Annotated in this window: 30 protein-coding genes and 1 tRNA gene; 21 read left to right on the top strand and 10 right to left on the bottom strand. The window is 52.9% G+C overall.

Translation table 11 applies throughout. The features are described 5' to 3' along the window. Positions 1 to 61: 61 nt before the first annotated feature. From ACYOR7_RS07910 to ACYOR7_RS07875, 8 genes are all read left to right on the top strand, one after another. On the top strand, positions 62 to 358 hold the full coding sequence (locus ACYOR7_RS07910) for a winged helix-turn-helix domain-containing protein (protein WP_294804859.1): 297 nt from the start codon (positions 62 to 64) through the stop codon (positions 356 to 358). Then, on the top strand, positions 355 to 969 hold the full coding sequence (locus ACYOR7_RS07905) for an MEDS domain-containing protein (RefSeq protein ID WP_294804861.1): 615 nt from the start codon (positions 355 to 357) through the stop codon (positions 967 to 969). The genes ACYOR7_RS07910 and ACYOR7_RS07905 overlap by 4 nt, the downstream gene beginning before the upstream one ends. A gap of 83 nt (positions 970 to 1,052) precedes the next feature. After that, positions 1,053 to 1,604, top strand: coding sequence for a prefoldin subunit alpha (gene pfdA / locus ACYOR7_RS07900; protein ID WP_479913571.1), 552 nt, complete (start codon positions 1,053 to 1,055; stop codon positions 1,602 to 1,604). A 20-nt stretch (positions 1,605 to 1,624) separates the two neighbouring features. After that, entirely contained in the window at positions 1,625 to 3,163 is a 1,539-nt protein-coding gene (gene ftsY / locus ACYOR7_RS07895; protein WP_479913570.1) for a signal recognition particle-docking protein FtsY, read from the top strand. Next, positions 3,135 to 4,097: an ornithine carbamoyltransferase gene (argF, locus tag ACYOR7_RS07890; RefSeq protein ID WP_294804867.1), complete on the top strand. Its 963-nt coding sequence runs from the start codon at positions 3,135 to 3,137 to the stop codon at positions 4,095 to 4,097. The genes ftsY and argF overlap by 29 nt, the downstream gene beginning before the upstream one ends. A gap of 55 nt (positions 4,098 to 4,152) precedes the next feature. Then, positions 4,153 to 4,779, top strand: coding sequence for a DedA family protein (locus ACYOR7_RS07885; RefSeq protein ID WP_479913569.1), 627 nt, complete (start codon positions 4,153 to 4,155; stop codon positions 4,777 to 4,779). A 6-nt stretch (positions 4,780 to 4,785) separates the two neighbouring features. Continuing rightward, entirely contained in the window at positions 4,786 to 5,913 is a 1,128-nt protein-coding gene (locus tag ACYOR7_RS07880) for a DUF763 domain-containing protein (protein WP_479913568.1), read from the top strand. Between the two features lie 39 nt (positions 5,914 to 5,952). Then, on the top strand, positions 5,953 to 6,261 hold the full coding sequence (locus ACYOR7_RS07875) for a Rieske (2Fe-2S) protein (protein ID WP_294804873.1): 309 nt from the start codon (positions 5,953 to 5,955) through the stop codon (positions 6,259 to 6,261). On the opposite strand, the gene ACYOR7_RS07870 is transcribed toward ACYOR7_RS07875, so the two are convergent. Continuing rightward, positions 6,258 to 6,686 (bottom strand): MTH1187 family thiamine-binding protein, encoded by a 429-nt coding sequence (locus tag ACYOR7_RS07870; protein WP_479913567.1) that lies wholly within the window; start codon positions 6,684 to 6,686, stop codon positions 6,258 to 6,260. The genes ACYOR7_RS07875 and ACYOR7_RS07870 overlap by 4 nt on opposite strands. A 75-nt stretch (positions 6,687 to 6,761) precedes the next feature. Here ACYOR7_RS07870 and ACYOR7_RS07865 point away from each other — a divergent pair, with 75 nt between their 5' ends. From ACYOR7_RS07865 to ACYOR7_RS07840, 6 genes are all read left to right on the top strand, one after another. Further along, the gene (locus ACYOR7_RS07865) at positions 6,762 to 7,577 is read left to right on the top strand and encodes a class I SAM-dependent methyltransferase (protein WP_294804876.1); all 816 of its coding nucleotides are present in this window, start codon (positions 6,762 to 6,764) and stop codon (positions 7,575 to 7,577) included. A gap of 33 nt (positions 7,578 to 7,610) precedes the next feature. After that, positions 7,611 to 7,979: a hypothetical protein gene (locus ACYOR7_RS07860; protein WP_294804878.1), complete on the top strand. Its 369-nt coding sequence runs from the start codon at positions 7,611 to 7,613 to the stop codon at positions 7,977 to 7,979. Positions 7,980 to 8,006: 27 nt separating this feature from the next. Continuing rightward, on the top strand, positions 8,007 to 8,273 hold the full coding sequence (locus ACYOR7_RS07855) for a hypothetical protein (protein WP_294804879.1): 267 nt from the start codon (positions 8,007 to 8,009) through the stop codon (positions 8,271 to 8,273). A 127-nt stretch (positions 8,274 to 8,400) separates the two neighbouring features. After that, entirely contained in the window at positions 8,401 to 8,547 is a 147-nt protein-coding gene (locus tag ACYOR7_RS07850; protein WP_294804881.1) for a hypothetical protein, read from the top strand. Between the two features lie 125 nt (positions 8,548 to 8,672). Further along, positions 8,673 to 10,247, top strand: a complete 1,575-nt coding sequence (pckA, locus tag ACYOR7_RS07845; protein WP_294804883.1) for a phosphoenolpyruvate carboxykinase (ATP) — start codon at positions 8,673 to 8,675, stop codon at positions 10,245 to 10,247. Positions 10,248 to 10,476: 229 nt separating this feature from the next. Continuing rightward, a complete protein-coding gene (locus tag ACYOR7_RS07840; protein WP_479913566.1) occupies positions 10,477 to 11,436 on the top strand; it encodes a UbiA prenyltransferase family protein in 960 nt (319 codons plus the stop codon). A gap of 12 nt (positions 11,437 to 11,448) precedes the next feature. Here the strand turns inward: ACYOR7_RS07840 and ACYOR7_RS07835 are convergent, their stop codons facing one another. From ACYOR7_RS07835 to ACYOR7_RS07825, 3 genes are all read right to left on the bottom strand, one after another. Next, complete coding sequence (locus tag ACYOR7_RS07835) at positions 11,449 to 12,399, bottom strand: hypothetical protein (protein ID WP_294804887.1); 951 nt, start codon at positions 12,397 to 12,399, stop codon at positions 11,449 to 11,451. A 192-nt stretch (positions 12,400 to 12,591) separates the two neighbouring features. After that, positions 12,592 to 12,701 (bottom strand) — tRNA-Gln (locus ACYOR7_RS07830). 35 nt (positions 12,702 to 12,736) lie between these two features. Continuing rightward, complete coding sequence (locus ACYOR7_RS07825) at positions 12,737 to 13,096, bottom strand: hypothetical protein (protein WP_294804890.1); 360 nt, start codon at positions 13,094 to 13,096, stop codon at positions 12,737 to 12,739. Between the two features lie 54 nt (positions 13,097 to 13,150). On the opposite strand from ACYOR7_RS07825, the gene ACYOR7_RS07820 reads away from it, so the two are divergent. Both ACYOR7_RS07820 and ACYOR7_RS07815 read left to right on the top strand, forming a co-directional pair. Next, positions 13,151 to 13,870, top strand: a complete 720-nt coding sequence (locus ACYOR7_RS07820; protein WP_479913565.1) for a YkgJ family cysteine cluster protein — start codon at positions 13,151 to 13,153, stop codon at positions 13,868 to 13,870. 69 nt (positions 13,871 to 13,939) lie between these two features. Continuing rightward, positions 13,940 to 15,193: a hypothetical protein gene (locus tag ACYOR7_RS07815; RefSeq protein ID WP_294804894.1), complete on the top strand. Its 1,254-nt coding sequence runs from the start codon at positions 13,940 to 13,942 to the stop codon at positions 15,191 to 15,193. An 80-nt stretch (positions 15,194 to 15,273) separates the two neighbouring features. Here ACYOR7_RS07815 and ACYOR7_RS07810 read toward each other — a convergent pair whose 3' ends face one another. Both ACYOR7_RS07810 and ACYOR7_RS07805 read right to left on the bottom strand, forming a co-directional pair. Beyond that, positions 15,274 to 15,897 (bottom strand): superoxide dismutase, encoded by a 624-nt coding sequence (locus tag ACYOR7_RS07810; protein WP_294804896.1) that lies wholly within the window; start codon positions 15,895 to 15,897, stop codon positions 15,274 to 15,276. A gap of 45 nt (positions 15,898 to 15,942) precedes the next feature. Next, on the bottom strand, positions 15,943 to 17,094 hold the full coding sequence (locus ACYOR7_RS07805) for a prealbumin-like fold domain-containing protein (protein ID WP_479913564.1): 1,152 nt from the start codon (positions 17,092 to 17,094) through the stop codon (positions 15,943 to 15,945). 93 nt (positions 17,095 to 17,187) lie between these two features. Here ACYOR7_RS07805 and ACYOR7_RS07800 point away from each other — a divergent pair, with 93 nt between their 5' ends. Both ACYOR7_RS07800 and ACYOR7_RS07795 read left to right on the top strand, forming a co-directional pair. Beyond that, positions 17,188 to 18,648, top strand: a complete 1,461-nt coding sequence (locus tag ACYOR7_RS07800; protein ID WP_479913563.1) for a hypothetical protein — start codon at positions 17,188 to 17,190, stop codon at positions 18,646 to 18,648. Further along, complete coding sequence (locus ACYOR7_RS07795) at positions 18,645 to 19,040, top strand: hypothetical protein (RefSeq protein ID WP_294807295.1); 396 nt, start codon at positions 18,645 to 18,647, stop codon at positions 19,038 to 19,040. The genes ACYOR7_RS07800 and ACYOR7_RS07795 overlap by 4 nt, the downstream gene beginning before the upstream one ends. On the opposite strand, the gene ACYOR7_RS07790 is transcribed toward ACYOR7_RS07795, so the two are convergent. After that, positions 19,037 to 19,630, bottom strand: a complete 594-nt coding sequence (locus ACYOR7_RS07790; protein WP_479913562.1) for a nitroreductase family protein — start codon at positions 19,628 to 19,630, stop codon at positions 19,037 to 19,039. The two genes, ACYOR7_RS07795 and ACYOR7_RS07790, sit on opposite strands and share 4 nt — an antisense overlap. 268 nt (positions 19,631 to 19,898) lie before the next feature. On the opposite strand from ACYOR7_RS07790, the gene ACYOR7_RS07785 reads away from it, so the two are divergent. Next, on the top strand, positions 19,899 to 21,299 hold the full coding sequence (locus tag ACYOR7_RS07785; protein WP_294807301.1) for a hydroxymethylglutaryl-CoA synthase family protein: 1,401 nt from the start codon (positions 19,899 to 19,901) through the stop codon (positions 21,297 to 21,299). Between the two features lie 9 nt (positions 21,300 to 21,308). Here the strand turns inward: ACYOR7_RS07785 and ilvA are convergent, their stop codons facing one another. The 3 genes from ilvA to ACYOR7_RS07770 form a co-directional block, all read right to left on the bottom strand. Further along, positions 21,309 to 22,562 (bottom strand): threonine ammonia-lyase, encoded by a 1,254-nt coding sequence (ilvA, locus tag ACYOR7_RS07780; protein WP_294807304.1) that lies wholly within the window; start codon positions 22,560 to 22,562, stop codon positions 21,309 to 21,311. Between the two features lie 192 nt (positions 22,563 to 22,754). Beyond that, the gene (locus ACYOR7_RS07775; RefSeq protein WP_294807307.1) at positions 22,755 to 23,018 is read right to left on the bottom strand and encodes a DUF2024 family protein; all 264 of its coding nucleotides are present in this window, start codon (positions 23,016 to 23,018) and stop codon (positions 22,755 to 22,757) included. 165 nt (positions 23,019 to 23,183) lie between these two features. Further along, positions 23,184 to 23,729: a hypothetical protein gene (locus ACYOR7_RS07770; RefSeq protein WP_479913561.1), complete on the bottom strand. Its 546-nt coding sequence runs from the start codon at positions 23,727 to 23,729 to the stop codon at positions 23,184 to 23,186. 139 nt (positions 23,730 to 23,868) lie between these two features. Between ACYOR7_RS07770 and ACYOR7_RS07765 the strand changes: the two genes are divergently transcribed. Together ACYOR7_RS07765 and ACYOR7_RS07760 are read left to right on the top strand one after the other, a co-directional pair. Further along, positions 23,869 to 24,033 carry a hypothetical protein gene (locus tag ACYOR7_RS07765; RefSeq protein ID WP_294807312.1) on the top strand — a complete coding sequence of 55 codons (165 nt, stop codon included), beginning with the start codon at positions 23,869 to 23,871 and terminating at the stop codon, positions 24,031 to 24,033. 342 nt (positions 24,034 to 24,375) lie between these two features. Next, complete coding sequence (locus tag ACYOR7_RS07760; protein ID WP_479913560.1) at positions 24,376 to 24,849, top strand: Lrp/AsnC family transcriptional regulator; 474 nt, start codon at positions 24,376 to 24,378, stop codon at positions 24,847 to 24,849. Positions 24,850 to 24,881 lie beyond the last annotated feature (32 nt).

The raw sequence follows: 24,881 nt of genomic DNA, 5'->3' as shown, positions 1-24,881 counted from the left end.
GCATAAAAGGCGTTGCTCCCCAAGGGGAGGCTTATTAATTAGAGAGAGCCACGAATGTTGCTTGCCAAAGCCGAAGCGAAACAAGATGGAGATATACAACGACATCCTCAGCGCAATCAAGCTGGAAATGACAAACGGCGAGGCAAAACCCACGAGGGTGCAGACGCTGAGCAACCTTGCCTACGACAAGCTTGCCCGGTACCTGGACGAGCTGGAAGGCAAGGCAATGATAACGCAGGCGCCTCTCGGTATAACCGAGAAGGGGCGGGACTTTTTGCAGGACTATGACCGGATAAGGGGCTTTGTGATTGAAATGGGGGTAAAGTACCTGGACGTTTCAGGGAGGGAGATTTTTTGAGCGGCAAACAACAAGATTACCGGCCGGTAAAGTTCCTTGACAGGCTGGAGGGGAACAACCACCTAGTCCTCCTGTACGACGAGCAGAAATACGCGGACCTGATAATAGCACGCTACCTGCAGAACGGCCTTGGGAAAGGCGAATCGTGCATCTTTTTCACTCCAGACGAGCCGGAAAAGATTGAGGCAAGGCTGTCTGCACAGGGCATTGACGTCGATTCGTACAAAAAGAAAAACTCGCTACGGATCTTCCACATCGAAAAGTCAGATGAGAACAAGCTCGACGCGCTGAGCACTCTCAAAGGCATAAGGGAACAAGCTGTCAGGGGCATGAAGCCGCCCTACCGGTTTGTCGGCAGGACGATAACGGACACGGCGACGATAGAAGGGATGAAGCGGGGGATGACCGTGGAAAAAACGGGCCACGAGCATTTTGCAGAGTTTGACAATTCGCAGTTGTGCTACTACGACATCTCCGGGATAGAGCAGTCAATGAGGGATGAATGGATACGGGGGCTCTTGAAGAATCACCACCACGTTATATACGCGTCCGAGCCTGACAGGGCGGTCGCGTTTGAAACTGCACTGCTCGAAGAAGAAGATGTGGAATAGTAGCAATCCGGCAAGCCATGCGCTTTAACAACGCCACGATCTAAAGCTTTAAAAATCGTGCCGGGACAGTGAGGTTGATAGAAATGCATACCGATTCATCCGGGCACTCTCACGATCATTCGCATAATCATGACCACGATCACGATCATCCTCATGATCATTCCCACGGCGGCCACGAACATTCCCGCGGGCACGAGCAGCAGGCCCACGCGCTAGAACAACAGCTGAACGAGATGGTCCAGCAGGGCAGGGTGCTGGAGGCGTACATGAACGACATCATGAACCGCCAGGCGGCAGTCGGCAAGATGCTTGAAGAGGCGCGAGTCGCGTCTGCCACCATCCAGGGCATAAGCGCGGACTCGGACAGCGAGACCCTCATGCCTGTTGGAATAGGCGTATATGTCAAGACGAGCGTGCCGGCGGCAAAGAAACTCTTGGTGAGCCTCGGGAACTCGGGTGTCACTCTTGAAAAAAGCAGGGACGACGCGCTCAACTACGTCGAGGCGCGAATAAAGGAGTACGAAGTCGCCATGAGGCAGCTTGAAGGCCAGCGCCAGCAGATCGCAATGCAGATGGAGCAGGTCCAGGAGCAGGTGAACATGATGCTCCGCGCCGCCCAGTCGCGCCAGGGCTAATATCAGAACGTGCGATAGAGATGTTTGACAAGCTCAAGAAGGCTTTATCCGGCGCCGCAAAGAGCATCGGCCAGAAGGAGATAAACGAAAAGATACTCGACGGGACTCTCCTTGACCTCCAGATAGAGCTTCTTGAAAGCGACGTTGCGCAGGAGGTTGTAGACGACCTGTCTGCCAAGCTGAAAAAGGACCTCCTTGGGCTAAAGCTGGAAAAGGGACAGGACGCCGGCCAGATAATCGAATCAAAACTGCAGGAAACTGTTGCCGGGATATTTGCCCGCGCAGGCAGGCTTGACATTATAGAGAAAATCCAGGCAAAAAAAGAGGCAAAGCAGGGTCCGTTTGTTATCGTGTTTCTTGGCATCAACGGCACCGGCAAGACGACCACGGTCGCCAAGGTTGGGAACCTGCTGCGCAAGAGCGGCATTTCAGTCGTAGTCGCGGCAGGCGACACGCACAGGGCCGGCGCAATCGAGCAGCTGACGCAGCACGCCGAGCGGCTTTCCTTAAAAGTGATTGCGCAGAGGTATGGCGCAGACCCGTCGGCGGTCGGCCGAGACGCCGTAGACTATGCGAAAAAGCACTACATCGACGCCGTCTTGATAGACACCGCCGGCAGGATGCAGACGTCCAAGAACCTCATGGACGAAATGTCCAAAATAGTCCGCGTGGTCAAGCCGGACATCAAGCTGTTCGTGGGCGACTCGCTTGCGGGAAACGACACGATAAACCAGGCCCGCGAGTTCTTCCAGTACGCCAGCTTTGACGGCGCCATCCTCACAAAGATAGATGCCGATGCCAAGGGAGGCGCCGCGATTTCAATAGCGCACATCACTTCCAAGCCGATTGCCTATGTGGGAGTCGGCCAAGGCTACGATGACATGATACCTTTCGACCCAGACAAGTTCATCACGTCGCTGTTTGGAAGTACGGCTGTGAGCGTGCAGGACCTGATGTCCGCGTCTCCTCCTCCACCACCATCCCCGCCGCCTCCCGCGCCGGAACCTGTGGTGAGAGAAGAGCCAAAAGCGCAGGAAGAAGAGCCGCGGCCAGAAGCTGCAGTGGCGGCTACAAGCGCGTCGCCGATATTTGCCCCGCGCGTAGAAGAGCCTGCAAAGGACGATGACCGCGATCTTCCGCCCTCCTCTCCTGCGCCTGCGCAGGCAAGCCCTCCTCCTCCACCACCGCCACCTTCGCCTCCCGCGCCGGAACCTGTAATGAGGGAAGAGCCAAAGGAGGAAAAGAAGAGCCGGTTTGGAGGCTTATTTGGCCGCAAAAAGGACGACAGTGGCGAAGAGCGGCGCAGGCGCGAAGAAGAGCAAGAACGACGCAAGGCCGAAGAATCGGGCAAGCGCGAGGAAGAGGAAGAGCGCCGGCGCAAAGAAGAAGAGCAGCGCAGAAAGGACGAGGACCATCAGCGTAAAAAGCGCGAAGAGGAAGAGCGCAAGCGTAAGGAGAAAGAGGAAAAGGACAAGAAAAAGCGCAAAGATGATAAGGACAGCAATAAAGACGAGGTTGTATACCTGACAGATGAAGACATCGAAGACCTTCTCAAATAACAAGCGCGACCTGCTCAGCATACAGGACCTGTCGGCCGCGGACATGCAGGCCATACTGAAACTGGCTGCACAACTAAAGCGGGAACAAAAGGCAGGAAAGGCCCGCCCACTGTTGCGCGGAAAAACCCTCGGCATGATATTCCAGAAACCGTCGACGCGCACACGCGTCAGTTTTGAAGTGGGCATGAACCAGCTTGGCGGGAGCGCGATATACCTTGGAGCAACAGACATACAGCTTGCCCGGGGCGAAACGATAGAGGATACGGCAAAGACCCTTTCGCGCTATGTCGACTGCCTGATGGCACGCGTGTACGACCACGCCGACGTGCAAAAGCTCGCCAGCTCTGCTTCGATACCGGTCATCAACGGGCTGTCAGACGCATTCCATCCGTGCCAGATACTTGCCGACCTCCTGACTATTCAAGAGCACAAGAAAAAGCTAAATGGCCTGCGCGTGGCTTGGCTTGGCGACGGCGACAACGTCTGCAACGACCTCTTGCTTGCTTGCGCAAAGACCGGGATGAGCATGGCGGCTGCATGCCCTGCAGACTATGAGCCCCCTGAAGACATCGTGAAAACCGCCATGGCAGAGGGCAAAAAGACCGGCGCCGGGATAACGATTACCGCAGACCCTGCAACTGCCGCAAAGGACGCCGACGTCATCGTCACCGACACTTTCATCTCGATAGGCAAGGAGGGCGAGCGGGCGACCCGGGAGGCGGTGTTCCTCCCAAAGTACCAGGTGAACGCCGGAATAATGCGGCTTGCGAAAAAGGATGCGATTTTCATGCACTGCCTGCCAGCCAAGCGCGGGCAGGAAGTAACTGCCGACGTCATCGACGGTCCGCAGTCCGTGGTGTGGGACGAGGCGGAAAACCGGCTGCACGCGCAAAAGGCCGTCCTGTACATGCTCATGAAGAAAAAGGCCGCCTGACTTGCAGCACGATAGAGATAAATAATTAACAGCACAATTTCGTCAAGGTTTTGCTTTGGTACTTCTCGAAATCCTGGGGCCAATCGTTGGAGCGATAACGTCTTTCATCGCCGGCGCCGGCTACCTCGGGATATTCGGCCTTATGCTACTTGAAAGCGCGCTCATCCCAATACCGAGCGAAATCATCATGCCGTTTTCCGGCTTTCTTGTCGCAAAGGGCGAGCTGAGCATAATCGGAGTCGTGCTCGCCGGTTCGCTTGGGAACCTAGCCGGCTCTGTTCTGACGTACTACCTCGGGCTGAAGGTGGGCAGGGCGTTTGTCATAAAGTACGGCCGGTACATCCTTTTCAAGAAACGCCATCTGGAGCTGACCGAGCAGTGGTTTGCCAAGTACGGCGACCGGACGTCGTTTGTGGGCAGGCTGCTTCCTGCCATCCGGACTTATGTCTCGCTTCCCGCGGGGCTTGGGAGGACTAATTTCAAGAAATTCGTCGTCTACACTTTTGCCGGCTCGCTGATATGGAATTCGATGCTCACGTACGCCGGGATGCAGCTTGGAAGCAACTGGAAAAACATCGACCATTATTCGATATACCTCGACGTTGCGGCAGCAGTCGCCATCGCCGCGTTCGCGATATGGTTCGTTGCAAAAAGCAGAAAGGTGTCCAAGCCAGTAGAGTGACGCGCTTTGCGCCGAACCCAGTTTATCAACCTGCCCCTGCACACCGGCCACCCACCGGCATACCTTATGCGCCGGATGACAAGACTGTCGCACGCAATGGCAAAGGTGATTGTCGATTCCTACGGCCAGCAAGAGTTCCTGCGCCGGCTCTCCGATCCGCTCTGGTTCCAGGCATTTGGCTGCGTCCTCGGCTTTGACTGGCATTCTTCCGGCGTGACCACTGTCGTAACGGGCGTGCTAAAGCAGTCGCTTTCGCCCGACGTGCACGGCATCGCCATTGCAGGCGGCAAGGGTCGAAAAGCGACCTCTGCCATGTCAGAGATTCCAAAACTTGCCGGGAATTTCGGCCTATCTTCCTCGAAAACCGAGTCGCTGTTGTACGCAAGCAAAATGTCTGCCAAGGTGGACAGCGCGGCGGTGCAGGACGGCTACTCGCTCTACCATCATGCAATACTGTTTGACGAGCGGGGCGACTGGGCGGTGGTGCAGCAGGGCATGAACGCAGAGAACAGGATGGCCCGGCGCTACCATTGGGTCTCTGACAATTTGCGAGGATTTGTACAGGAGCCGCACGCCGGCATCATCTGCGAGCAAAAAGAAACAAGGGCTCTTGACATGACTTCTACAGGGTCGCAGGAAAGCCAGAAGGTCTCGCTCGATCTTGTGCGCGGCGACATGAACAACCTGAAATCGTCGATATACAAGCTGACTGCAGAAAACACGCTTGACCAGTGGCTCTTGGGAGGAGAAACCGTAAAGAACATGTCAGGCTACGAGATGCCCCGCCGGCTAGACTGGGATCTTTTCAAGAGGATATACGAGATCCAGCCGAAAAACTATGAAGAGCTCCTGTCGATGCAGGGGGTAGGCGCCGCGACCGTGAGGGCCCTTGCGCTCGTGTCGGAGCTCATCCACGGCACGCCGGCGTCGTGGCAGGACCCCGTGAAATACAGCTTTGCCCACGGAGGCAAGGACGGCGTGCCTCACCCAGTCGCGCGCAAGGTGTACGACCAGTCGATAAAGTACCTGGAAGGCGCAATTGACGGCGCACAGCTGGAGCGGGAGGAGCGCGCAGACGCGCTGATAAAGCTGGCGAAATTCTCAGAGACCCTGTTTCCTTCTCTACAAAGTTAAAAATAATATAGCGCCTTTACAAAAAACCTGCGTATACATATGGCTAAAGTTGTTGTCGGCAAAGCAGCAGAGATAGGCCTTGGTCAGATGACGCACGTGACGGCTGGCGGGAAGGAGGTGCTTGTGGCAAACATTGGAGGCAAGTTCTACGCTGCGGGAAACACCTGCAACCACGCCGGGGCAGAGCTCCACGAAGGGACTCTCAACGGAAAAGAACTGACCTGCCCGTGGCACGGGGCAAAGTGGGACCTTACCACAGGCGAGATGACGTGGTTCCCGCAAAAGCTCAAGCCGATAGGCTCGTACAAGGTGTCGGTGGAAAACGGCACCGTCTACGTCGAAGTCTAGGCAAGCCTCTTTTTCACGGATCTGACCTTGGCCTCAAGGCTCTGGTCCTTGTCGAGCCTCTCATCAATCCTCACCGACGAGATTACCCTCGCTGCGCCGGCTTTTTTTACCGCGGCGTGCGCCGCCTTTACGGCCGCAAGCGCCGCGGAAATGTCCTCCGCTTCCATCTGGGTGCCAAGTGCCGTGAGAGTCGCCCTGACGCCCTTTGTCTTTTTTATTGCGTCAAACGCAAGCGCGACTTCCTTTCCCATACTGGTCCGGCCCGTTATCGGTATCACGCTTATCTCTGCGTGCACTGCCATGCAGGTGAAAGCGCCCGGCCGGGCTAAAACACTTACTACTACTTTTCCTTCTTCTAGCCGCTTGTCTTCTTCTTCTTCTTCTTCTTCTTCTTCTTTATGACAAAGTTCTTGAGGAAGAACCATCTTGACCGTGTTAAACGCCGACCAAAGGACAGTTTTCCGTGGCTTTTTATTATCCGGCCTCCAGATCCGCTGTAGTTGAACATAGCCGAGTTCATGTCGACGCTTCCCCAAAACGTTGTGAAAGGAGAGACAGTTGCCCTGCCGGATCACGCGATAGAGCAAATGTTCAAGCTGGCCGGCCTGAAAAAAAGCGACACCTTTTTCCACTTGGGATGCGGCCAGGGCGAGGCAGTAGCGCTTGCGGCAAAACTCGGCGTCAAAAAGGCGGTAGGGATAGAGATAGACGAAAAGGTGGCCGCAAGAGCACGGCGCAAGACGGCCCGGCTGAAAAACGCCGAGATTCTGACAGGCGATATACGCGACGCGGACATCTCTTCTGCCACCGCAGTCCTGTTCTGGTTTAGCGACCCCGGGGTAGTAGACGCCATGGTCAAGAAATTCCGAAAAGAATTGAAGGACGGCGCCCGCGTAATAACGATATGGTCCCCGCCGGGGATGATGCTCCCGCAAAATGTGGACTTTCCGTTCTTTGTGTGCAAAAAGCCGTTCAAGTACGCGACGTCCGTCCGGCAGCAGATAAGGGCAGTGTATGGCAACAAGTGCATCGACTTTACCGCCGCCTGGCTTCTTGCAGAGCGCTACATCGACGCGCTGGGGGTCGTGCCGGGAGAATACCGGCGCTTTGTGAACATGCTGCAGAGCATGGTGATATGGATAAACGCGTGGAACATGGGTGTCACGTGCGAGGACGGCGTGCCTCCGCCCGTCGACTCGTACCTTGGCATCCTGCGCGAATTTTTCGGAATAGACATGAAGGATCTTTTCACGCGCGACCCAAAGAGCGAAAGCATGGCTATTCCTGATGGCGACGACAAGATGGGCTGCTGCTAACAAGGTTATTACCTTCTCTCTGCAAATTACCTCATGCGGCCACGTCCCGAGTTTGACCCAGACAGGATAGCCCTCCACATCGCTTGCATCGACTATGACAGGGCAAGCCTGCTCGTGTCCGACCTGCTTGAAAACATGGCTCGGATGGTCGGAGTCGAACCCCGCCTGGAGAAAGGACCGGCAGAGCAGGCCTTTGGCTGGACGTTTTATACGCTTTCTGTAGACAAGGCGGTAGCCACGCGGTTCTCTGGCCTGCCGGACTGCGACATTCTGCGGTCCAAGGGGGCGACCTTTGACCAAAAGTTTGCCTCCTGGCTAAACTCCCAGCTTGCTGCCAGGATGCGGGGCGTCCAGGTGCGCCTGCTTTCAGACCTAGAGTCGTCGCAGTTTGGATTCTTTTAATAACGAGCCCTGCCGTATTGCCTCATCGTGGACTTGCGGGTGAAAAAGGCAGTCATGGCCAAGATAGACGAGGCCATAGCAAGCGCCGGCGAAGTGTACGAGATCCAGAAAAGCCTTGGCATTGCAGCCGGGAGCGACTTTGCCTTTGGCATAGCGATTGGCCGCATCTACAACTCGTTTCATTACCAGACCCGGCGCATCCTCGGGCGCAACGCGACGGACGCCGAGTTTTCCGAGTTCCTCTCGCTTTTGTCCAGCCGCACGCCAGAGGTCCGCCGCGCATTTTCGAGGTAGCAAAGCGCTATAGCTGCGCCCGCCCATGCAAAACGCCCGTATGAGCTCCCCTCCGCAGCTTGCAGTAAAAACGAGCGTAGAAATCTTCTAAATCTTTTTAAGCTACCAGCTTCCCCTCACACAAAGCTTGGCTCTAGACGTGTCATCGGGGGAGGACATGGTGCTCTTGACGCCGGATGAGATAAACAGGTTCATACTGAATCTCAAGGTGCGCTACGGCGGTCAGGTACAGCAACCGCAAAAGAAAAAGCCTGTAAAAGCCGTGCGCATGTAGAAAAACAGCGTGTGTGCGTGTACAGTAAACAAAACCGGAAGATAGTGACCTGTTATAGTCATTCTTCGACGCGCATTTGCCTAGCTAGATTATATGGTTCCGGGCAACCCAAAGATTATAACCTCATGATGATAGAACTCGCAACGTTGGATATCAAACTTGTCAATGCCCACATGAACCTGCCTGTGCCGGCTCTGGTAGAGATGATACTTCAATCCAAGGAGGGAGTGCTCTCGTCGACGGGCGCGCTCTCTGTCAGGACAGGCAAGTTCACAGGCCGGTCGCCGGACGACAAGTTCATAGTCGACGACGACGTCACGCACGGCTCCGTCGACTGGGGCAAGGTCAACCGGCCAATATCCGAGGAGAACTTTGACAGGATATACCGCAGGATGAAAAAGCACATCGAGGACAAGGAGCTGTTCGTGTTTGACGGCTACGTCGGGGCCGACCCCGAGAACCGCCTCCCAATCAGAATCATAAACAACCGCGCGTGGCACAACCTTTTTGCCAGGCAGATTTTCATCCGGCCCGACCACAATGAGCTGGATAAAAAAGGCTTTGAGCCCGAGTTCACCCTCATTTCCGCCGACGACTTTGCCGCAATCCCGACAAGCGAGGGCACCCGGACAGAGACTTTTATCATAATCAACTTCAAGCGCAAACTGGTCCTGATAGGCTCGACCTCGTACGCAGGCGAGATAAAAAAGGCCATGTTCTCGATAATGAACTTTCTGCTTCCAAGAAAGGGCGTCTTTCCGATGCACTGCTCTGCAAACGTGGGCAAGGGAGGCGACGTCGCCCTGTTCTTTGGGCTTTCCGGCACCGGCAAGACCACGCTTTCGGCAGACCCTGAGCGCAGGCTGGTGGGCGACGACGAGCATGGCTGGTCGGACAATGGCATCTTTAACTTCGAGGGAGGATGCTACGCCAAGTGCATCAACCTGAATAAGGAGCACGAGCCGCAGATCTGGAACGCGATAAAATTCGGCTCGCTGATGGAAAACGTCGTCATAGCAGACGGCATCCGGGAGCCGGACTTTGCTGACGGCAGCCTGACAGAGAACACGCGCGTAGTCTACCCGCTTGACTTTATTGACGGCGCGATAATCCCGAGCGTCGCCGGCCACCCGAAGGTCATAATATTCCTGACAGCGGACGCGTTTGGTGTCATGCCGCCGATTGCGAAACTGACAAAGGAAGGGGCGATGTACCACTTTATGTCCGGCTATACGAGCAAGCTTGCCGGGACAGAGCGCGGCATAACAGAGCCAAAGGAAACGTTTTCGCAGTGCTTTGGCGGGCCGTTCATGCCCCTGCACGCCCAGCAATACGCCAAACTGCTTGGAAAGAAAATGGACGAGCACGGTACACGCGTTTATTTGATAAACACGGGATGGACCGGTGGACCATACGGGATAGGCAAGCGCATGAACCTTTCGTACACACGCGCCATGGTAACTGCGGCGCTTTCGGGCGAGATTGAAAAGTCGCCGGCAAAGCACCACGAAATCTTTAACCTCGACATGCCCACGTCGTGTCCCGGCGTGCCTGCGGAAGTGCTTGACCCGCGCAACACCTGGCACGACAAGGACAGGTACGACGCCGCGGCAAAGAGGCTGGCGGCATTGTTTGCCAAGAACTTTGAGAAATTCGGCAGCGTGTCAAAAGAGATAACAAGCGCCGGCCCAAAGCCCTAGCGTGTCATCGTTTGGCAGGGATTAGGCCTAATATGGCAACAGCCTTTGCTCTTGTCGAATAGCCAGAAGCGTCGGAGGGCTCGTCTCTATAGCTGTAGATATGCTCCCGCCTAATGTCCGCTTTTAGAAACTACTTGAAATACTGCTCCGTATTCAAACAATACTGCCGTCTGGATTGCCCCTTCATCAACTAAATTAATCTCCTTACACAACCCCCTCATGGTCATTATTGAACAGGAATGAGGCGAATCAGGAAAAAGCTTCCGGAATACTCCAAACGAGGACCCCAGCAACGGGTGCATGGGAAAAAAACGTCAAGCAGCAACTTTTGCTCTTTTTGCACTATGTCAAAGCCCGGTCCAACGTCTACATCTTTGCCTTTGCGACGTTTATCTCGTTCCTGATAGGCTCAAACGGGAATTACGACGTGTTCGTCGCGCTGCGCGCGGCAGCCGCCTGCTACTTTCTGGCACTTGCCACGTACATCTACAACGACGCTACCGACTTTAAGGTTGACAGGATAAACAAAACCAAGAGGCCATCAGTCACTGGAAAGGCTTCGAGGAAGCAACTCGCCGGTTTGGTTTCGGTCTTGTTCGGTTCGTCGCTGGCCCTTGCAGCCTCTATAAACACTCAAACACTGCTCATAGCGTCGCTGTGCATCGCCCTTGGCGTGACATATTCGCACCCCCGGTTCAACCTGAAAGAAAAGTTCCCGCTGAAAACAGTGACCACCGCGGCAGGCGCGGCGCTTTCCTCGCTTCTGGGCGGGACTGCAGTTGCAAACATCTCGTTTCCCGTGGCCTATGCGGCGCTCTCGTTTTTCCTCTTTTTTTTCGTGCTGGGGCCTCTTGGCGACATTGGCGACCTCAAGGGCGACAGGGTCTCCGGGCGGAGGACCTTTCCAATCGTGCTGGGTACGAGGACGACGCTGATTATCATGTTTTCCGTGCCTGTCATCCTGTTTCTGCTGCTAATAGTCGCGCATCAATCCTACCAGATAGTGGCTTTTCAGAACGGCTCGTTTGGGGTGTACATGATAGCTGGCACGTGCCTTGCCGCTACGGCTCTTATTGTCAAGACAAGCAGAAAGATGGAAGATGCCGGGTGGATAAGAGGTCGAGCAAGGCCAGCCATGCGGCTGCTTCATGCTGCACTGCAGATCTCGACCCTGATTGCGTTCCTGTAAAAAACCAGTTAATCAATAACCAGCCAGTGGATTGCCACGTCTGTTCCTTGCAAACGCGCGCTGGTCGTCATTACGCGCTATCGTAGAGGTGTCTTCCGAGGCGCCGTCCCACGCTTTCTGGTAAAATTCACGCAGCCCTGCACAAACCTTCCTGTCGTTTATGAACATGGCCCCTGTGAACTTGTCCGGGTTGTTCTTGCCCATCAGTTCCAAACCGGCGTACCTGCCGTCTATTATGGACATGCTGAACGGGACGTCTGCTATCCGCCTCTCGATGTTCTTTGGATACCATGGATTCCTTACCACGTTCAGGCGTTCAGAGGAATGCTCGTCAGTCAAATTCAGGTATTTTCTCTCCATTTCAGCAAAGCTGTCGACCATCTTTCTGTCGGCCAGTATCCTTACGCTCACGCCCGATTTCGTCTTGTTGAGAATGCTGTTTATCAGCACCTCGTTGAGGAACCTGGTGGCAAAGACTATCTCTTTCTCTGCAAATTCTATGGTCTGGGCCAGCTTGGATGCAGCCTCCTCGTAGGTCCAGACGAGCTCGATTTTTGGTGACGATTCTTCAATGTCAAGTCCGGCTATATTTCTGGTAAACTGCGAGATGTCGTCTTGGGAAAATTCTCTCGCCTTCTTCAGGGCATCTATCATCTTGAATTGTTTTGCGAACCTGACTCTTTCCACAAGCCCTGACACGTACTTTTTGTGTATAATGTCTCCAAGCGTGGTGTAGACATAAGTATCGCCGTATTTCTCCACGAGCCCCGCGTCCTTTAGCTGGTTGAGCCTCGTATAGTACTGCTTTTTTGAAAGCCCCAGATCCGACGCCGTGCGCAGTTCGGATTTCAGGCCGTCCTTGACTAGCAGGAAAAGGGCCAGCGTGTCCCTTCTTGACAGAACCGCAAACAAATTTGCGGCATTTTTCACCGATTCAGGCCCCGATAGTGCGTCCGTTGCCATTATTCGATATGTTTACAAGCTAATTTATAACCATTTCTGTACGTGGATCAAGCACCTGCTACTCCGCATGTATTTTCTTTCATATGGAAATATGCATGTGCGTACAAGTCGTTGTCAAAAAAAAGTAATCAGGTGCATTATTACCAGCAAATGCGCGCAGAGCAAGAATCTTTTTTGTAAATAGAAGAAGAATGGTAGCCCGGAGCAGATTCGAACTGCTGTCTCCAGGTTTCTTTTCTCTAAGAGATCCAGAGCCTGAAATCCCTAGCCCTACCGGAGATTGGCCACTAGACGACCGGGCTGACCAACAAAGCGGCTACGCGTCCTCTATTTGACTCTAACGCTTTGTGTTGACTTCGCGTATTACCTGCCCGTACTCCAGAGCCGCTCTTTTGCGCATGTAGGGTATGAGCCGGTAATGGATTGAATAGATGTTCTTGTTCCGGGCTATGATGCCTTTTATCAGAAGCGAGACAAAGCCGCCAGCCACCCTTGAAGGCGGAATGCCGGCTGCCCTGCAAAACTCGTCCCTCTTTGCGTGGTATTCCTTTAGCGTAAAGTACGAGCGGTTGATGTCGAGTATGAGCGGCCAGACGACGTTTTCCCACACCATCCTGCGGTTCTCGGTGGAAGACGCGTGCTTGCCCTTGTCCTCGTTCTTTTCCACGGATTTCTCTTCTTGAGGGCTCTTTAACATCGTCTAGAGTACATTTAAACACCGCCGGGTTTATAATTTAAGACAATCGCAACTTTGCAGAGTGGTAATTCGGTTAAAGACTCGCTTGACATGCTGGTGAAAAAGTGGCCTGTCGACAAAAAACTGTATAACATGCAGGTGGGAATGCGCGACGATATTGTCGACAATCAGGTAAATGTCGGGGGAGTTGTCTTTCACGTGCCAGCACTCTCCCGCGACGGCCTGTACGTCCTTTGGAAGTGCCTGTGGCCCGACTGCCACAACTGCTGCGAAAGGCAGGGAAGGCTGCCGCTGACAAAGGACGATATCACGCTGATTGCGAAAAAGCTCGGTTACGACTCGAAAGTAGAATTTGTACGGAACGAGGCGAGGATTTCAAGCTGGCAGGAGCAGGAAGCCTTTGGCAACATCATAACGACGTTGAGCATGTTATCGCTCAAGCGCAAAAAAGACGAAAAGGAGGAAGAGGACGGCACGCCCCTGCGATGCCGGTTCCTCGACGACAAGGGCTACTGCGGGATACACCCCGACAAGCCGGGAGTGTGCTGGCTCTACCCGTTTGCGTCGTGGCTTGAATCTGACAGGTTCGGCAAGCCTGTGGTGCACGCGACGTTCCAGTTCACCGGCGACTGCCCCGGATTTTACCTTGAAAAATCACTTGACAGCATCATGCCCGTACTGCAGGAATACGCGCCAAAAATATACAGCTACAACATGGCGGTGCAGAGGACGACGCGGGAAAATTACGGGTTTATCAATTTTGTAAATGGATAATATCTAGATAATAAGAATCCTAAAGTATCGGTAATAATGTATTCCGTTTGAAAAACAAGAGCAGCTGAGATGAAGAAAGAATTCTTAGTGGACTATCAAGCAAAAGAAATCGCGGAATATGAAAACTATCGAAAACAAGTCGATTCTGGTATTGATGGCGCGGTATTTCCTAATGCCCAAAGGTTTGCAAATGCGCGTTTGCCTTTAGTACGCGCAGAAACATCCTATGACTTGATCAAAGAGAAGATTTGGTCGCAAATACCTTTTGCAGGAACATTGCTGATTCCTTTGTTTAATGTTAGTAAAGAAAACCTTCTAGACATGAATGGCTTTGAAGTTCAGGATATTCCAAAGTTAATTGATTTATCAAAGGAAACTGGACGAGTGCAATTTGTTCTAAATATGACGCCTATAGAATACGAGGGTTTGGACCGCCTAGATCCAATTCTTGAAGAATTGAAACCTCCTATGCTACAACCAATTCCTCTGGATAAGTTTGCTAATCGCAAAACATGGGATGTTTGGCATGATGAGTTTGATGAACTTGCAAGTAGATCTTATCTGAAATTTATGTATCAACGAATTACGTCAAATGGAGAAAGTCGAGCTTACTACTCTGCGTTGATGAATAATCATGCCTTTACGTATGGGAAGCTGAAGATGTTGAAAATGGATGATATTGTAGCCATGATCTCTGATACAATGATAAGTGATCCTGATATGGCAAGTGGGCTATTCTTTGCGTATAGCCTTCTTACTGGACCTCAATTTGAAGCCTTACCTGCAAATTATAATCTTGCCTTTCTGAAAGCGCAGTTGTTGGGTGCCCAAGATAACAAGTCTTCCAAATATCCTGTAGAAATTGGATCATTCCTCATGAAGAAGATGACATTAAATCCTTCTTCATACTATGGATGTGTGAGTGTAATAGAACAGTATAAACAAAATGATCTTTACAAGGTCTTAGAGTCTGTTGATAAGGCTATCCGTGACCGGGAGCAAACTAAGATTCTGTCTGACATAAATGAACTTGGTATAGTTATGGACAACATCTGGAAAGATGCAGAGAAGATAAAGAGAACCGATGAAATAACTAAAGCTGGGATAAGTATCGGAGTTGCAGCGATAGGAAGTTTTGCAACATCCTTGCTTGGTGCAGGAGTAGGTATAACAGAAGGTGCATTAGCTGGGATGGGATTCAATGTTGCAGATAGACTGTTAGAAAAATTCGATTCCTCTCTTTATAATAAATTGCTTAAATGGTTGAACAAAGATTACATGATCAACATCTATAACTTTCAAAAACGACTTTCTGTTAATTGATAAAATTGGTGCAGTAGATGGTAAAATTGAATAAAGAAAAGGCGCTGTACCTGAAAATTGGCTACAGCGCGATGCAACGGTTAAGCTTTGAACCTTTTCGCCACTTCGTCCCAGTTGACTACGTTCCACCACGCGGTGACATAGTCGGCGCGCTTGTTTTGGTACTTGAGGTAGTAACTATGTTCCCACACGTCAAGACCCAAAAGTGGAGTCAGTTTTTCTGCCTTCCAGCGCGTCCACGGGCTCGTCTGGTTTGGCATCGTGATAAACTGCACGCCGCCAGATCCGTTCTTTACCAGCCATCCCCAACCACTTCCCTGCACCGCGACCGAGTCTGCCTGGAATTTCGTCTTGAAATCTGCAAAACTGCCAAACGCCTTCTTTATCGCGTCCGCAAGCTCGCCTGATGGCTCGCCACCGCCGCCCTTTTTCATGTTATTCCAAAAGAGCGTGTGGTTGTTGTATCCTCCGCCGTGAAAGTTGACTGCGCCCCTTGCGCTTTCCGGCACGGTGTCAATGTTCTTCAGGATATCGACAACATCCATGCTCTGGAACTTGGCGTCCAGGTTTCCAACCGCCTTGTTCAGGCCATCGGTGTACGCCTGGTGGTGCTTGGTGTGGTGTATCTGCATGGTGGTGGCGTCAATGTGCGGCTCGAGCGCGTCGTACGCGTATGGTAATTGTGGGAGAGTAAAGTTAGCCATGCAGTGAGATGGCCGCCGGGGCATATATTGTTTTAGCGGCGTTTTTTAGCTGCTGCTTGCCTGCGGCGGGACGCGCGAAAGCGACAGCGCGTGGTCGTCTATCAGCGTGCCGGCGCCTACACTGACGCTGTCCACCTTTACTGCAAGCGAAGCAAGCTCTTGCGCGCTCAGGCCGTACTTTTCTGCAAGCGCTTCCTTTACCTTTTCAACGGGGTCAGAGATGTCGTTGAATCCTGATCTGACAGTCACGTCGAGCGTCTTGCCCACCGTCTCCTTGGGTATCTTGCCCGACGTGTCGTTTGTTATTGTAAAGACTATTTTGTCCACGAGCACTTCGTGCGGCAGCTGCTCCAGCGCGTTTGCGGTGTAGAACACCTGCACGTCCAGTATGTCGATGCTCGTCCCCTGCCTGCCGACCACCGCGGTGCCGCCTGAAAGCGTGCTCAAAAGGCCGCTGTCCACCGGCACGTCGACTATGACGAACCCCTCGACAAAAGTGCTATTGTTGTTGCCTCCGACCAGCTTGCGCAGGTCCTTGCACACGATGCCGGTCGAAGCCTGCGGCTCGAGCGTCTTTAGGATAGAGTTGGTGGCCTTGCCGTTGTTCACCACCGCGCTCCACGTGAGCTTTACCGGAAAGTCCTGCTTGTTCAGGACGCCGATGTCTGTGTCATAGTGGCCCGGACGCAGCGGCCCCTCGTCGCCTGAAATCGTGCCGCACTCGAACTTGGCCGTGTAAAGTATGTCGTGCACCTGCAGGGTGCTGTTGTTAGCCGCAAGTCCCGGAACCGCGTTTGCAAACGTAACAGTCGCGCCACTTGCGCCTACTGCTATGTTCTTTGGAGCCTCGTCCCTGCCATAGCCGGGAGGCGCCTGTTGTTGCGAAACGGTATAGTTGCCGTCCTTTATGCCTGTGATGACTATAATCCCTACCGCCTGGTTTGCGTCGTCTCTGCCTCCGTCCTGCACGCTGTACGTGCTGGCGCCCGTGTACGGGTTTGGCGTGATGGAGTATGTGGCCCCCGTCACGAGTGCGCCTCCGGAAACCGTGACGATTGTTATCGAGCCGGCGCCCTTGGCTCCGTCCTGCGCCGCACCCGGCCTGTTCTGCTCCCTTGGAAGCGACACTATAATTGCGGCCACGGTCACGGCCGCGGCAAGCGCTATTGCCAATGCGAGGCTCTGCTTTGGCGACAACAAGAGTATTGTCATTGCTTTGCCTGCACGGTAATTAAATCATCGCGTCCAATTTCCATCACGATTAAATATGCAGTTTGCGGAATTGAGCGCGTGAATACTGGTAGGGGAAAACTTCTAGCCGTCGCTTTTATCACCGTCCTCGTCCTGCCCTCCGTCCTTGCTTTGACCTTTGCTCCGCAAAAGGCGTTTGCAGACGGCCTTACGCAGGAGAATCTTCCCCCTGCGACATTTGGAAACAAACAAGCCGCGCTTTTTGTCAAGATTAACCCGCCCATTTTGACGACAGAATCCAAGCAGGATGCCTTCCTGCAGTTCCGGCTGTTTGACGCCAAGACCAACGAGACCATAAAGTACCCGAATCTCTTGATAGCCATATACAAGGGCCTTGATCCGAATGCCAAACCGCTGCTACAAGACTTCTTTGTGAGCCAAAATGGATTGCTGACTCTTAAAGTAAAGCCGCAGCCAGGCGACGTCCAGGTTCAGGGAAACAAAGATGCATTCACCAACGCTTGGCAGGCTGACCCAGGAGGTACGGTAAATGTAAGCGGACCAGTGCTGCTAGACGGTGGACTGTACCGAATCCATGTCGAGGTCCATGGCATCGACTATCCTCAGAACCTATTTGCAGATAAGGACGTCAAGACGTTCGAGACCGCCCTCTCTGTGGGCGACGTGTTCAGCCAGAACGTCCAGTCTGCAGAAGGCAAGACCTATCCGATGTCGATAATCTCGTACTACGACAAGGTGGAAGACTTCAAGTTCAACGCCAATCAAAGGACCTATTCCTGGGCCATGCCCTTTAACTGGAATATTTCAAGGATACAGAATGCTCCAAACATGTTCGTGCATGAAGAGGTAAGGGTGCCCAAGGCGTGGGCGGGCGTAGGAGACGCAAACACGTTTGACGCCAAGGTCAACGGCAAGCCTATAGCCGGCAGGATGCTGGCAATCGACCCGTTCTCTGACGAGAACAACCTCATACTGCACTTTCTGATAAACAAGAACGACATACTGGACATGGCCAGGAACGACCCTCCTGCCGATGGAAAGATGGCATTTGCATTCTCTCCCCAATCAGCTGCCTCCTCAGGCCAGCAGACGTCGGGCGAAATATCCACCGACACGGGCGGCGTGCACGTGCTCCTGAACTGGACTCCTGATCAGCTAAAGGCGGGTGCTGAGACAAAACTCAACATGCAGTTTGTCGACGCGTTTGCCGGCACCAACATCACCGACGACGTAAAGTACGACCTGAAAGTCTTTGACAACACTGGCAAGGAGGTATTTACAAAGGCAGACCAGACCGCCAAGGGCGGAGCCGGCGAGCAGACGCTGAACTTCCCTGCAGATGCGAGCTATCGCGTCGAAGTCGCAGTCAAGGGGCTCGTCAAGGAAGGACAGGCCCCTGACCTCACGAGAAACGGCGTGGCGAGAGGGACGGTAGTGGTGCCTGAATTTCCTGCTGGCGCGATGGTGGCAGTCGCCGGCGCTCTTGCCGCAGTCGTCGTGGCGCAGAGACTGATGGCGCAAAAAAAGACCGGTAAATGAAGGAGGGCGGCTTTTACGACGAACTGTCGGAAAAGACCTATCACGAGATACCGCGCGTCCCGGCGTCAAACAGGGTGATGCTGCACGTCCGGCAGTTCTCTGTCGGCCAGAGCTACGTGACTGCCAAGGTGGAAAACCGGCTAGGTGATATTGTAAACATCAACATCGAAGGCGGCCGTCTCGGCATAGACCTGCAAGAGACGCTGTTCAGGCTGGGCGACAGGCTGCCAAAGCACGCCTACATCATCACCACCATCAACGAGACGGGCAAGGTACTGGCTCGCAAGGTCCCCGTGCTTGGCGTCAAGGACTGGCTCCTGATATACGAGGACGACCTGTTCCTGCTTGCGGTAAAAGACGCCTATGATGAAATAGAGATAATGGTGGTCTAGATACTCTCGCCCCGCCTGCCCAAAAACGCCCACTCTTGTACGGGCTTTCTAGACCTTGGCGCAAGTTCTCTTTCCCTTGTTTTTTCCGGCAGCGTCTCCGGGTTGCCGTAGTACCCTATCGCTATCATCGTGACCGGCTCAAAGCTCTCTGGTATTCCAAAAACCTGCCTTGCCTTTTCTGCGTCAAAGCCTCCCATGACGTGCATCGCAAGGCCCTGGCTGTATGCTTCAAGGAACATGTACGCAGTCGCAGACCCGACATCGTGCATGTAATGCCTGTTGTCTTTGTCGTTGTGCGTGTAGGTCTTTTTTGCCGCGGCGCACATGAGCACGGGCGCCTTTTTGGCGTACGAATTGTTTTCAGAAAGCACCGACTGCGCCTCCTCCAGCCTTTCCTTGCTGTTTTCAGCTGCGGTAAAGACGATAAACCGCCACGGCTGCTCATTAGAGCTTGAAGGCGCCCAACGCGCGGCTTCCAAAAGGGACATTATCTTTTCCTTTTCCACGGGCCTGTCGGAGAACGCCCTTGCGCTCCACCTCTTGGCGATGAGGCCGTTTATGGGATAGTCTGCCTTGGCTGTCTTGTCCATGAATGCGCGTCAAGGGAAAAGGGAATTTCTCTGTTTTGGTGGAAACGAGATGATTAATAATAATAGCCTGGCCGGACGCAGCTTTTGACCACGCCGACCAGACGTTTGTTCCCCATCGGTTTGGTCGATGTATGAACCGTTATGCAACGAGATAATTTAAACCTGATGGCGCCGCATGAGAGCAAGATTGGGTCTAAAAGCTGCCATGGGCAGGTCAAATAGCTCAAGAAATACCTTTAAATGACTAGTGGCTATCTTGAATGTAGATATGCCAGCCGTAGGGATTGATGATCTGGCGATCTACGTCCCCAAGCTTTACATCGATTACAAGGATTTTGCCGAAGCTAGAGGAATTGATCCACAGAAACTAGAGTACGGCATCGGTATCCGCAAGATGGCCATTGCCGACACCAACCAGGACCCTGCCTGCATGGCAGCAAACGCGTGCCTGAAGCTCATGCAAAAGGCGCACCTGCACCCGCAGGACATCGGCAGGCTTTATGTCGCTACAGAATCAGCACTTGACGAATCCAAAGCCCTCAACTCTTTTGTCATAGGCATGTTGGAGCAGGTGTACGGCGAAGGCTCGTTTGAGCACGCCGGCGGCATCGAGTGCAAGTTCGCCTGCGTCTCTGGCTCGTATGCGCTGCACGACAACGCCAACTGGATTCGCGCCGAGGAGAACGGCGGCAAGGCCGCAATCGTCATCGTCAGCGACATCGCAAAATACGACCTTGGCTCTGCCGGCGAGTACACGCAAGGCGCAGGAGCCGTTGCATTATTGATAAAGGAGGAGCCACGCCTGATGGCTTTTGATCCCAAGGTCGCCTCCACCGTCATCAAAAACGAATATGATTTCTACAGGCCCTTTGGCAAGGAAACCCCGCTCGTAAACGGCGGCTACTCCAACCTTCTCTACCTCATACAGGTGAGGAAGGCTTTTGACGCCTACAAGGAAAAGGCCCTGAAAACTGGGTTGGTGAAGCTGAACGAGGGCGAAGCAATTACCGATCACATTGACTTTTTCTCCGTCCACCTGCCGTACCGCAGGATGGGCGAGAAAGCACTTGCGTACCTTTTGAGGCACGAGTGGCGCCATCTCCCGCGCTGGAAGCACATCACGAAGGAGATCGGCAAGGACGAGCCGCAGCCAAAGGACCCAAGGGGCACAATCGAGTCCATTCTTGCTGACACTGATTTCATGAAGTCAGACGAGCAGTTCCGCAGGGCGTTTATGCAGACGTCGTTCTACAACGAGACGTACGAGAAAAAGATGGCAAGCTCGCTTGAAGCGTCGGCGCAGATAGGCAACCTATACACTGCCTCGATGTACATGGGCCTCCGCAGCCTTCTTGAATTCGAGTTCAAAAAGGGCACGGACCTTGAGGGCAGGCGCGTCGGCTTTGGCTCGTACGGGAGCGGAAGCAGCGCCATGGTCTTTTCCGGCATGATTCAGCCCACGTACAAGGAGATCGTCAAGAGCCTGGACCTTGAGAACGACATCGGCGACCGCATGAAACTGTCGATAGACGAGTACGAGCGCCTTCACAGAAAGGAGCTTGATTTCAACTCTGCGGTGGCAAAGGCGCACAAAGAGTTCGTGCTCGTGAAACTCGGCGGCAGCACCGCGGACAAGGCCGGCTTCCGTGAATACGACTATGTCAGCTAGTGTGTATATCTAGCTGACTACCTTGAACTCTATTCCCTTTCTTTTCATAAAGTCGAGCAGTTTCTGCGAGCGCTTTTCATTCTCAAGCTCCAGGCTCAGGTAGACGCCTGCTGTCCCTGCGGGGATGTTGGACGAGAGCCTGTCGTGCTCCACCTCGACAATGTTGACGGACAGTTCTGCAATGTCGTCAACCACTTCCCTGAGTGCACCCGGCTTGTCCGGGAGCAGGATGAATATCTTGACTAGCCTGCCCATCTGCATGAGGCCCTTTGCCACCACCTGGCCTAGTAGGTACATGTCGACGTTTCCGCCCGACAAAAGTGATACAACTTTCTCGCTCTTGCCTGCCGGGCGGCCGTTTGAGAGAAGATAAGCAAGGCTTGCGGCGCCCGCCGGCTCGACTACCAGTTTTGCGCGCTCCATGAGCAGGAACATCGTCTTTACTATCGCAGTATCGTCCACCAGCACAATGTCGTCAAGGTGCTTGCCGAGTATCTCGTACGTGAGTTTGCCCGGGCTCTTGACTGAGATGCCGTCTGCTATGGTATAGCCTGCCTTTACCGACTGGAGCGAGCCCTTTGCTATCGACTCTTTCATTGCCGGAAACGCCTTGGACTCTACTCCGATTATCTTGACGTTTGGCCTTTTCGCCTTGATTGCGATGGACACGCCTGCTGCAAGCCCTCCGCCTCCAACTGGCAGGTATATCCTGTCGGCGTCTGCAAGGTCCTCCAAGAGTTCAAGGCCAATGGTCCCCTGTCCCGCTATCACGTCCGGGTCGTCAAACGCGTGGATGATGGTCCTGCCCTCCTGCCTTGCGATTTCCTGCGTGGCCTCCCACGCCTCGTCGTAGTTAAAGCCCTTCTGGACCACTTCCGCGCCGTACGACCTTGTGGCCGCGACCTTGGCCGGCGACGCGTTCTGCGGCATGACAATCGTGCAGGGCACGTTCTTCCTTGCGCTTGCATAGGCCACTCCCTGCGCGTGGTTGCCTGCAGATGCCGCAATCACGCCATAGCCTGCCTGCTTTTCTGTCAGGCTGCCCACCTTGGCAAGCGCGCCGCGCACCTTGAACGAGCCGGTCAGTTGCAGGCATTCGAGTTTCAGAAACACATTTGTGCCTGCAAGTTTTGAAAACGTGCTGGAACGCTGAAGCGGCGTCTTTCTGATGGTGCCCTCTAACAGTCCCCTTGCCCTTACAATGTCGTCGTAGGTCGGGACTTTGTGCTTCCTGTCAGACTTCCACACGCTGTCATCGTTCATTATGGATATGCAGGGCAACAACAGCCAAGCGCCTTAATTATAATTTGTGTCTTACACAAGACTCGAAAGCGTACAGGCACGGCTTTAGGCTACGGAGGCTTGTGATGCTTGAAGATGAGATCGATAAAATGGCAAAAACCGCGCAGTGGGTAAAATAATAATAAGAGAAGAAAAAAAGGCCCTACTAGTTAGTTAGTTAGGGCAGCCTTCCATCTTTTGAATCCAGTACCCCTGCTGCTTTATCGATTTCTCTACAAACGGCGGGGCTTCCTGAATGTGGCAGAACTGGCATTCTTCTGAGGTCATCTTTTGACCTGCCTGGCCCACGGTCGCAAGCCATTCCTGGCCGTACCCGATGGCCTTTTCGTGGGGAGTGTTTGCCTCTACCACGACGTCAAAGTGCATTGTCTTGCCGTCCTTCTTTTGCACGTATGTATCGTAAACTGCGCATTCCATGTAAAAAAGTCCGGAAAGACGGTATTTAATCTATGAGCCCGCTTTTCACCTTGTGAGAAAGGTGGTAATTGTTCTATGTTACTAGCATGCTGCAGGTCCCTGACGGGCAATCTAGTTCAGCAGTGGCTGGCCGGGAACAAAAAGTAGCGTTCTGATTATTTTTTTTCAGTTTCCAGTTTCCGCCTCTAAAAGGGTCAGGCAGGCGGCAAGCAGGTCCACAAGCTGGAAATGGTAGAGGTCGCACTCCTTTATCCTCTCCACGTTCATGCCCAGTTTGCCAAGGGCGTTGTAGACTTCGGCACTCTCTATTAGCTCTGTCAGGGCCTGCGGCTGGAAGGGTTTTTGGATAACGTCCACCCTACTATAGAATTCTTTGTGCAATTCTTCGGTATGTTCGACAGAGCCAGAGACAAAGACGACTCTCTGGCGGGGATTGACCGACAAGATTTCTTTGGCAGCCTGCAGCCCGTCCCCGTCCGAAGCCCTGTGGTTCAGTACGACGGCGTCAAAAGGCAGGGCAATGCTGGATGAGGGAGAAGAATGGCCATTGTCCCTTGCCGCAAGAACGGCGTGCTCTAATTCCGACTTGTATCTTTGCAGGAACTCTTGGACGTTTGCGGCAATAGTGACGCAATAGTTTGATTTCTGCAATGTACTTTCGTAAAAGGACAGGTCACTTGGATTGTTTTCGGCAATCAGTATTTTTTTCACAAACCGAAAATTAAACCGTATGGCAAATATTAATAAGTTATGCAAAAACACCACTTTGCCGGCCATTTGAATTTGTTAAATGCATAATCACATTAATATTGGTTCTTTTATACCCACAATCATGCTAAAACCGTCCAAAATGAGGGCTGTCGAGACAAAAAAGAACCAAGCGCCATCATACTGTATGACGTGTCCAAAGGTAGCGACGAAAGAAGCGCTGTTCGAGCTGGAAAACTGCACCATAGTCCGAAGGTATTGCGACGAGTGCTCGTCCGCAGCAGAATACGAAACTCCTTTACAATGACTGCATGTGTGCTCATCTCTTGCATGGCAAAAAAAGAAGATGGAATCGGACATACACGTATCCACGCAAGCCGTACAAGCACAGCCATAATGAAATAATTATTGTCTTGACGGCGAATGCGGGCAAATCCTTGACTCTTCTTGTAGCTTCTCGACATGTGTGAAAGAAAGAGATGAGGCGAAAATCATTCTTCTTATGCTTTTAAACAACTATTCTTATTGAAAGTGACTTTTTTGTCGGTACAAAAAGATTATCTTAAATAGCCTTACAATTCTCCTGAATTCACACGGCATCGCATGTATCGCAGAAAAAGAAGCATGGAATCCGGATGGGTCATCAATAATGAAACTTAGCGCGCTGGACAAGGAGATACTGAAAATGATTCTTGCACCCCACGACGGCAAAATCATCTGTTCAAAGGAAATAGCCAAAAGGTTGTCGGTTCCTGCCACGACCGTTCAGAGGCGCCGAAAAAGGCTGGAAAACGAGGACATACTGAATACGTCTTATTGCATAAACCTAAAGAGGTTCGGCTGGCGCCACGTTGACTTTTTGATTTCGACGCAGAACGGCAAGACGATGACGATAACAAAGAGGCTGGAAAAAATGAAGCAAGTTGTCTCTGTCACGAGGAGCATAGGCCAGCCAACAATCGACCTGAAAGTCGAAACAATCCTGGTGGACAACGAAGAGATACTCAACATGTTGGAGACCATAAAGAGCATGGACGGCGTAAGGGACGCTATCTGGTCAGAATCCATACAGCGTGTCGTGCAAAAGGCCGCCGTGCCGGAACACCTTATCGATTGCATCTGATACGCGTGTAGGGCGCCTACGCATGTTCGTCT

This window comes from Candidatus Nitrososphaera sp. 86-2, assembly GCF_056726185.1.
Note: the sequence above shows the minus strand (reverse complement) of the source record. Positions and strands in the feature narration are given on the sequence as shown.

What these genes read in the sequence shown, in the direction of transcription:
- ACYOR7_RS07795 (WP_294807295.1), top strand. Translation starts at nt 18,645, where the DNA reads ATGAAGGAGGGCGGCTTTTACGACGAACTGTCGGAAAAGACCTATCAC.
- ACYOR7_RS07775 (WP_294807307.1), bottom strand. Translation starts at nt 23,018, where the DNA reads ATGGAATGCGCAGTTTACGATACATACGTGCAAAAGAAGGACGGCAAG.
- ACYOR7_RS07760 (WP_479913560.1), top strand. Translation starts at nt 24,376, where the DNA reads ATGAAACTTAGCGCGCTGGACAAGGAGATACTGAAAATGATTCTTGCA.
- ACYOR7_RS07810 (WP_294804896.1), bottom strand. Translation starts at nt 15,897, where the DNA reads ATGGCTAACTTTACTCTCCCACAATTACCATACGCGTACGACGCGCTC.
- ACYOR7_RS07785 (WP_294807301.1), top strand. Translation starts at nt 19,899, where the DNA reads ATGCCAGCCGTAGGGATTGATGATCTGGCGATCTACGTCCCCAAGCTT.
- ilvA (WP_294807304.1), bottom strand. Translation starts at nt 22,562, where the DNA reads ATGAACGATGACAGCGTGTGGAAGTCTGACAGGAAGCACAAAGTCCCG.
- ACYOR7_RS07815 (WP_294804894.1), top strand. Translation starts at nt 13,940, where the DNA reads ATGAAGAAAGAATTCTTAGTGGACTATCAAGCAAAAGAAATCGCGGAA.
- argF (WP_294804867.1), top strand. Translation starts at nt 3,135, where the DNA reads ATGAAGACATCGAAGACCTTCTCAAATAACAAGCGCGACCTGCTCAGC.
- ACYOR7_RS07860 (WP_294804878.1), top strand. Translation starts at nt 7,611, where the DNA reads ATGCGGCCACGTCCCGAGTTTGACCCAGACAGGATAGCCCTCCACATC.
- ACYOR7_RS07835 (WP_294804887.1), bottom strand. Translation starts at nt 12,399, where the DNA reads ATGGCAACGGACGCACTATCGGGGCCTGAATCGGTGAAAAATGCCGCA.
- ACYOR7_RS07870 (WP_479913567.1), bottom strand. Translation starts at nt 6,686, where the DNA reads ATGGTTCTTCCTCAAGAACTTTGTCATAAAGAAGAAGAAGAAGAAGAA.
- ACYOR7_RS07765 (WP_294807312.1), top strand. Translation starts at nt 23,869, where the DNA reads ATGAGGGCTGTCGAGACAAAAAAGAACCAAGCGCCATCATACTGTATG.
- ACYOR7_RS07875 (WP_294804873.1), top strand. Translation starts at nt 5,953, where the DNA reads ATGGCTAAAGTTGTTGTCGGCAAAGCAGCAGAGATAGGCCTTGGTCAG.
- ftsY (WP_479913570.1), top strand. Translation starts at nt 1,625, where the DNA reads ATGTTTGACAAGCTCAAGAAGGCTTTATCCGGCGCCGCAAAGAGCATC.
- pfdA (WP_479913571.1), top strand. Translation starts at nt 1,053, where the DNA reads ATGCATACCGATTCATCCGGGCACTCTCACGATCATTCGCATAATCAT.
- ACYOR7_RS07790 (WP_479913562.1), bottom strand. Translation starts at nt 19,630, where the DNA reads ATGGACAAGACAGCCAAGGCAGACTATCCCATAAACGGCCTCATCGCC.
- ACYOR7_RS07825 (WP_294804890.1), bottom strand. Translation starts at nt 13,096, where the DNA reads ATGTTAAAGAGCCCTCAAGAAGAGAAATCCGTGGAAAAGAACGAGGAC.
- pckA (WP_294804883.1), top strand. Translation starts at nt 8,673, where the DNA reads ATGATGATAGAACTCGCAACGTTGGATATCAAACTTGTCAATGCCCAC.